General features: G+C 65.6%; 8 protein-coding genes. 4 read left to right on the top strand and 4 right to left on the bottom strand.

Annotation, left to right across the window (positions count from 1 at the left end; translation table 11 throughout):
• Window positions 1-97: 97 nt before the first annotated feature.
• The 3 genes from AC3AYF_RS16375 (at window position 98) to AC3AYF_RS16385 (ending at window position 2,686) form a co-directional block, all read left to right on the top strand.
• A complete protein-coding gene (locus AC3AYF_RS16375) occupies window positions 98-1,084 on the top strand; it encodes an aldo/keto reductase (RefSeq protein ID WP_295040722.1) in 987 nt (328 codons plus the stop codon).
• A gap of 71 nt (window positions 1,085-1,155) precedes the next feature.
• Complete coding sequence (locus AC3AYF_RS16380; RefSeq protein WP_295040720.1) at window positions 1,156-1,503, top strand: 4a-hydroxytetrahydrobiopterin dehydratase; 348 nt, start codon at window positions 1,156-1,158, stop codon at window positions 1,501-1,503.
• Entirely contained in the window at window positions 1,496-2,686 is a 1,191-nt protein-coding gene (locus AC3AYF_RS16385) for an amino acid aminotransferase (RefSeq protein WP_295040718.1), read from the top strand. The genes AC3AYF_RS16380 and AC3AYF_RS16385 overlap by 8 nt, the downstream gene beginning before the upstream one ends.
• A gap of 90 nt (window positions 2,687-2,776) precedes the next feature.
• On the opposite strand, the gene AC3AYF_RS16390 is transcribed toward AC3AYF_RS16385, so the two are convergent.
• The gene (locus AC3AYF_RS16390) at window positions 2,777-3,235 is read right to left on the bottom strand and encodes an EF-hand domain-containing protein (protein ID WP_295040716.1); all 459 of its coding nucleotides are present in this window, start codon (window positions 3,233-3,235) and stop codon (window positions 2,777-2,779) included.
• Window positions 3,236-3,356: 121 nt separating this feature from the next.
• The gene (gene dkgB / locus AC3AYF_RS16395; protein WP_295040714.1) at window positions 3,357-4,169 is read right to left on the bottom strand and encodes a 2,5-didehydrogluconate reductase DkgB; all 813 of its coding nucleotides are present in this window, start codon (window positions 4,167-4,169) and stop codon (window positions 3,357-3,359) included.
• A gap of 137 nt (window positions 4,170-4,306) precedes the next feature.
• Between dkgB and AC3AYF_RS16400 the strand changes: the two genes are divergently transcribed.
• Complete coding sequence (locus AC3AYF_RS16400; protein ID WP_295040712.1) at window positions 4,307-5,452, top strand: NAD(P)/FAD-dependent oxidoreductase; 1,146 nt, start codon at window positions 4,307-4,309, stop codon at window positions 5,450-5,452.
• A 124-nt stretch (window positions 5,453-5,576) separates the two neighbouring features.
• Here AC3AYF_RS16400 and AC3AYF_RS16405 read toward each other — a convergent pair whose 3' ends face one another.
• Both AC3AYF_RS16405 and AC3AYF_RS16410 read right to left on the bottom strand, forming a co-directional pair.
• Window positions 5,577-6,164: a YceI family protein gene (locus AC3AYF_RS16405; RefSeq protein ID WP_295040711.1), complete on the bottom strand. Its 588-nt coding sequence runs from the start codon at window positions 6,162-6,164 to the stop codon at window positions 5,577-5,579.
• Between the two features lie 95 nt (window positions 6,165-6,259).
• Window positions 6,260-6,805 (bottom strand): cytochrome b (locus tag AC3AYF_RS16410; protein WP_487780017.1); only part of this gene is annotated, 546 nt, incomplete at its 5' end.

The raw sequence follows: 6,805 nt of genomic DNA on the forward strand, positions 1-6,805 counted from the left end.
GGATGGCCTGCCGGGTCATGGCGATCCGCGTAACGAACCCGCCATTGACTGCTATGGTGAGAAGTCCCTTCATCCACAATTCACCGGGAGTTCTCGCATGGAATACCGTCGCCTCGGCCGTACCGGCCTCAAGGTCTCTCCGCTCTGTCTCGGCACCATGACCTACGGCACGCCTCAGTGGCGCGACTGGGTGCTGGACGATGCCGGGAGCCGCCCTTTCATCCAGCAGGCGCTGGATGCCGGCATCAACTTCTTCGATACCGCGGACATGTACTCCGACGGCGAGTCGGAGCGCGTCGTCGGCAAGGCACTGAAGGATTTCGCGCGGCGGGAGGAGGTGGTGCTGGCGACCAAGGTCTACAACCCCACCGGCAACAAGTCCCCCAACGAGCGCGGCTTGTCGCGCAAGCATATCCATCACGCCATCGATGCCTCGCTGGAACGGCTGGGCATGGACTACGTCGACCTCTACCAGACCCACCGCTGGGATTACGACACGCCCATCGAGGAGACCATGGAGGCGCTACACGAGGTGGTCAAGGCGGGCAAGGCGCGCTATATCGGCGCCTCCAGCATGCACGCCTGGCAGTTCGCCAAGGCGCAGCACGTCGCCGAGCGCAACGGCTGGACGAAGTTCGCCACCATGCAGCCGATGGTCAACCTGATCTACCGCGAGGAGGAGCGCGAGATGATTCCCCAGTGCCTGGACCAGGGCGTGGGCGTGATTCCGTGGAGCCCGCTGGCCCGCGGCATTCTCGCCGGCAGCAAGCCGGTGGGCAGCGAAGGCAGTACCACGCGCGCCAGGAGCGACGAGCAGATGCGCAACTGGAAACTGGGGCTCGAACGTGACGCACCGGTCATCGAGGCGCTGCAAGGACTCGCCGGGTCACGCAACGTCTCCCCCGCACAGATCGCGCTGGCCTGGCTGCTGCAGAAACCCGGCATCACCGCTCCCATCATCGGCGCCAGCAAGCCGCACCATCTGGATCAGGCGCTGGGTGCGCTGGAGATCACGCTGACGGCGGAGGAAGTCGAGGGCCTGGAAGCGCCCTACGTGCCACACGAGGTCGTCGGGTTCGCCTGACCGCCGGCCACCACATTCCGCGCCATGACGAGGCCGCATGGCGCTTGCCATTCATGCAGGGAGACCGAGCCATGCCGACCCTCGCCGAACAGCACTGCAGCGCCTGCCACGGAGAGGCAGCGCGCCTGACGCCGGAGCAGATCGACCAGCTGCTTCCGGCCCTGCCCAAGTGGCAGATCGTGGAACGCGGTGGCATCATGCAGTTGCAGCGAAGCTTCACGTTCCGCAATTTCGCGCAGGCCCTGGACTTCACCAACCGCGTGGGCGAACTCGCCGAGTCGCAAGGCCATCACCCGGCGATCACCACCGAATGGGGCAAGGCCACCGTGACCTGGTGGACCCACAAGATCCGCGGCCTGCATCGCAACGATTTCATCATGGCCGCCAGAACCGACGAGGTAGTGCACGCTAATGTTTGAGAAGATCGAGCGCGTCCCGGGAGATGCCATCCTCGGGCTGATCGAAGCGTACAATCAGGATGCCAATCCGCAGAAGGTCGATCTCGGCGTCGGCGTCTATCGGGATCCCGACGGCAATACGCCGATCATGCGCGCCGTGAAACAGGCCGAGGCACGTCTGCTGGAGAGCGAGAAGACCAAGAGCTACATCGGCTCTCACGGCGATCCGCGCTACGGCAAGGCGGTGCTGCCACTGGTACTGGGTCCGGATTCGCCGGTCCTGGCCGCCAACCGGGCCAGCGCCACCCAGTCACCCGGCGGCACCGGCGCCCTGCGCCTGGCGGCGGATTTCATCCGCACCCAGTTGCCGGGCAAGAGCGTGTGGCTCTCCAACCCGACCTGGCCGAACCACATCGGCATCTTCGAGGGCGCCGAGATCCCGATCCAGCGCTACCCCTACGTCGACGAGAGCAATCGTCTCGACTTCGACGGCATGCTGGCTGCACTCAAGCAGATCCCCCAGGGCGATGTGGTGCTGCTGCACGCCTGCTGCCACAACCCGTCCGGTTTCGACCTCAACCAGGCGCAGTGGCGCCAGGTTCTGGACGTGGTCCAGGAGCGCGGGCTGCTGCCGCTGGTCGACTTCGCCTACCAGGGCTTCGGTGACGGCCTGGACATCGACGCCTTCGGCGTCCGCCTGCTGGCCGAGAATCTCGAGGAGATGCTGATCACCAGCTCCTGCTCGAAGAACTTCGGCCTCTACCGCGAGCGTACCGGCTGCCTGATCGTGATCGCCAAGACCGCCGAGCAGATGGAGAACGTGCGTTCCCAGATGGCGATCGTGGCGCGCGAGAACTACTCGACCCCGCCCTCCCATGGCGCGGCGATTGTGGTCGACATTCTCGAGTCCGAGGAGCTGACCCAGCTCTGGAAAAGCGAGCTGACCGAGATGTGCGACCGCATCAACACGCTGCGTCGCGACCTGGTCGATTCGCTCAAGCCCTACGGCCTCGACCAGTGCTTTGCCCACGTGGCCGAGCAACGCGGCATGTTCTCCTACACCGGGCTCTCCACCGAGCAGGTCAAGCGGCTGCGCGACGAGTACAGCATCTACATGGTCGGCTCCGGTCGCGCCAACGTCGCCGGATTCACCAGCGAGAACCTGCCCTACGTGGCCAAGGCGATCGCCGCCGTCGTCGACTGACCCCGGCCTCACACCCGCGACTAGACAAAAAAATCCCGGCTCAGGCCGGGATTTTTTTTCGGGGATGGAGAACGCCACGGCATGGCGGTCTCACTCGGCTAACGTATCGGCGCCCATCGCCTGCTCGAAGCGTTCCCGTGTCACGCCGCCGGCTTCCGGATCGTTGAGCTGCTGGAACAGGTTCCGCTGCTCGGCGCTGACTGCCTCGTCCTCGTCGATCACGCCATCACCGTCCACATCCAGTTGATCGAAGCTCAAGGCGTTGGGGCGCTGGTCGACCGGAGTCTGGGCGCCGCCAGCGGTGAAACCGGCGTTCTCCCGACCGACGCCGCCGGATTTCTCGATCGACTCATGGTCGACCTGGGAGGCGTTGGCGGGCGCCTGCGGCGCTTCATCCTCCGACGCGACATTCGGCGCCGAATCCTGCGTCGCCGCGCCATCCTGGGCCCAGACCGGCAACGCCAGCATGGCTGCCAGTACGCCTGTACCCAGTCCCAACCCCGGGCGCAGACCGGGACTCTTTCGCTTCGCCATCATCCGTGTACGCATCGCTGATCCTCTTGAAACGGTAACGCTTTGACCCGCGAGCGCGACAAAAATTCGACGACCGTGAACGCCGGCGTTTCACGACGCCTGCCGGGACGGCGCCCACCGCACTCGCCGACCGGCTTCACTCGTCCCAATCCGGGGCGAACGACGGATTGGCCTGCCGGTCCCCGCGATCGAGATCGTCGATCCGGGCGATCTCGTCGTCGCTGAGCCGGAGGTTCATCGCCTCGAGGTTGGATTTCTGGTTGGCCGGATTGGTGGAGGACGGAATCACGATGATGTCGCGTGCCGCGATCCAGGCCAGGGCGACCTGCGCCGGAGAGGCATCGTGGGCGTCGGCGATACGCTGGAGCACCGGGTCCTTCATCACCTTGCCCACCGCCAGCGGCATGTAGGCCGTGACATCGAGCCCCTTGGCCTGACAGTGCTCGACCAGCTTGCGGTTGGCGAGGAACGGGTGCACCTCGATCTGGTTGGTGACGATGTTCTCGCCGCCCGGCAGGCCGAGGGCCTGGTCGATCTGCGCGACGGTGAAGTTGGAAACGCCGATATGCCGGGTGAAACCGCGAGCTCGAGCGGCATCGAGCGCGGCAAGGGTATCCTCCATCGGGACCTCGTCGCCGGGCGAAGGCCAGTGGATCAGGATCAGATCGAGCCGGTCGAGGCCGAAGTTCTCGAGGCTCTGCTCGATGGCTCCGGTCAGCGCCTTCGGCTCCAGCTTGTCCCACCAGACCTTGGTGGTCACGAACAGCTCGTCGCGCGGAACGCCGCTCTGGCGGATCGCCTTGCCCACCGCGGCCTCGTTTTCATACATCTGGGCGCTGTCGAGATGGCGATAGCCGAGTTCGAGGGCGGAGGTCACCGAGTCGATCACCGCCTGCTCCTTGAGTCGATAGGTTCCCAGACCGGGTTGCGGCAGTATATGACGTGCCATGATGCTGTCTCCTTGGTAGGAAAGATCGGATGAAATCGAAGGCCGGCTAGAACGACACTGTGGGTGAAAACGACATCTTCAAGCCTCGCTCCCAGCCCATGCTAGACTGAACGCTGATTTTCCGCCCGGATCGAGGCATGCCCAATACCCAGCCGCGCTCTTCCGACCGCCCGCCCGAGGGCCGGCATCTGGTGCTCGTCGGCAACGGCGACTCCCATCTCCACGTTGCAGCCCATGCAGAGCGCCTCGTGCGACGCGGTGCTCGAGTGACGCTGGTCACCCGGCAGGACTTCGCATTCTCGGATTGGCTTGGCGGCATGCTGGGCGGCGAATGGCAGCGCGACGACGTTCGTCTCCCTGCGGACCGCATCGCCGTTCACGGCGGCGTCCATGTCCGCGCCGGCGTGGCGCAGGTCGATCGACACCAGCGCCGAATCACGCTCACCGACGGGCGCGAACTCGATTACGACTGGCTATCGCTCGACCTGCCGCCCGTCGTGGATGAACACGCCATCCCCGGTTTCTATACCGCGCAGGGCGTTTTCACCGCTTCCGCCGACGATCTGTGGCAACTGCGCCAACGGCTGGAGAGCCAGCTCGCAGGCGCTGCGGCCAGACTGCCGCGCGTCGCGCTCCTCGCCGGTGGGCCGAGTGGCGTCGAGCTGGCCGCCAACCTGCTGGCACTGGGCGAGCGCTACGGACGTCGGCTGCCGGTGACGCTGATCGCCAATGACCGGAAGCTGCTCCCCGGCGCCTGCCAGCGTGCCAATCGCTGGCTGACCCAGCGCCTGCATCGTCGCGGACTGCAGTTGGAGCTGGTCGCGACGGCAACCCGCTACCATCAGGGCCAGTTGATCCTGGACGACGGCAGCGTGGTCGACGCCGATCTACTCGTCGTGACCGATCACCTGAAACCCTCGCCCACGCTCGAGATGTTCGGCCTGACCCGGGACGAGAACGCCGCCATCGATGTCGACGCGAAACTGCGTAGCCGGCAAGACCCGAACCTGTTTCTGGCCAGGGAGAAGCCCGCCGGCCGCGGCGAGGGACTGACCACACGCGAGCGCACCGCGCTGCTGCTGGCGTCGCTGGAAGAGGCGGTCGGAGGGGAGTCTCGGACCCTGCCGCGCCATGGCCAGGGCGAGCGCTGGAAGGCGCTCAACCTGGGTGATCTCCGCGACATCGCCTGGCGCGGCCCGCTCTGGTGCCGCGGTCGCTGGGTTCGGCGCTGGAAGCATCGTCGCGACCGCCGCGAGGTGGCGCACTACCTGGGCGACCGCTGAACCCTGCCGCGGCCGTCCGGACGCTTCCCCGCCAACCGACATCCCAGGACGCAAGATCCCGGCACCATGGCCGGGATCCCGTCTCTGGAGGTCGGCACCGGCCGCCCTCCCTGCCCGAAACGTCCTACTGACGGATACCCTCGAGCACGATATAGAGTTCGACGCTGTGCATCGGCTCCGGGAACTGGCTCATGTCGATATCGAAATCGGCCAGATCCAGGGTCGTGGAAGCTTCGAAGCCCTGCCGATAGCCGCCCCACGGATCGTCGCCGCCGCCAATGTGATCGACCTCGAACGTGACCGGCTTGGTCACGCCATGGATGGTGAGGTCGCCGGTCATTTCGGCCTCCTCGCCATCATCGTCGACGTCGAAGCTGGTGGACTTGAACGTGGCCTGGGGGAACTCGCCCGCGTTGAGGAAGTCGCCGCTCAGGATATGCTTGTTGCGCTCGGCGTGATTGGTTTCCAGGCTGTCGACGTCGACGGTCACGTTGACGCTGGAGTCGTCCGGCGACTCGGGATCGTAGCTGAACCCGCCGTCGAACGACTTGAAGTTGCCCAGAATGTACGAGTAGCCGAGGTGGCTGATCTTGAACTGGATGAAGGCGTGCTGGCCTTCGGTGTCGATCTTGTAGTCGGCTGCCTGGGCCTGGGCCAGCGGCATGGCCGACGCGGCGGCGATCAGCGTGGCCAGTGCGGTCTTCTTCAACATCGTCTTGCTCCTCGAAGCGATTGAATTCATGTTGCCGAGCGATTCGGCCAGGGCGTTCGGCACGGGAGCCGGCCGCCGTGGCCGGAAAAGCGTGATCAGCGCTGCCTGCCCGCACGGGGCGTCAGCATCCGGACCAGCGTATCCTGGCGATCCAGCCAGTGGTGCTTGCAGGCCGCCAGACCGTGGCCGACGGCCAGAACCACCAGCGCCCAGGCCGCGTACCAGTGCACGTCACCTGCCAGCACGGCCTGATCCGGCAAACCCGACACCAGCGCCGGCATGGTGAACCAGCCGAACACGCTGATGCCGTCGCCTTCCGCCGTGGAAATCAGGTAGCCGGAGATCATCACGACGAACATCAGCGCATAGATCAGGCCATGGCCGATGTGCGCCGCGTCGCGTTCCAGCCGCGAGCCGTGTGCGACCGGCGTCGGCTGCAGCACCCTCCAGATCACCCTCAGGACACTCACCAGCAGCACCAGGATGCCTATCGACTTGTGCCACCATGGCGCCAGGTGGTACCAGTGATCGTAGTACCCCAGGCCGGTCATCCACCAGCCCAGGGCGAACAGACCGAAAATCGCCAGCGCGCTCGCCCAGTGAATGGCGATGCTGACCCACCCCCAACCCGATCGCGTATT

This window comes from Salinicola sp. (genome assembly GCF_982684285.1).

Coding starts and splice junctions, on each gene's coding strand:
- AC3AYF_RS16375 (WP_295040722.1), top strand. CDS start 98: ATGGAATACCGTCGCCTCGGCCGTACCGGCCTCAAGGTCTCTCCGCTC.
- AC3AYF_RS16380 (WP_295040720.1), top strand. CDS start 1,156: ATGCCGACCCTCGCCGAACAGCACTGCAGCGCCTGCCACGGAGAGGCA.
- AC3AYF_RS16385 (WP_295040718.1), top strand. CDS start 1,496: ATGTTTGAGAAGATCGAGCGCGTCCCGGGAGATGCCATCCTCGGGCTG.
- AC3AYF_RS16390 (WP_295040716.1), bottom strand. CDS start 3,235: ATGCGTACACGGATGATGGCGAAGCGAAAGAGTCCCGGTCTGCGCCCG.
- dkgB (WP_295040714.1), bottom strand. CDS start 4,169: ATGGCACGTCATATACTGCCGCAACCCGGTCTGGGAACCTATCGACTC.
- AC3AYF_RS16400 (WP_295040712.1), top strand. CDS start 4,307: ATGCCCAATACCCAGCCGCGCTCTTCCGACCGCCCGCCCGAGGGCCGG.
- AC3AYF_RS16405 (WP_295040711.1), bottom strand. CDS start 6,164: ATGTTGAAGAAGACCGCACTGGCCACGCTGATCGCCGCCGCGTCGGCC.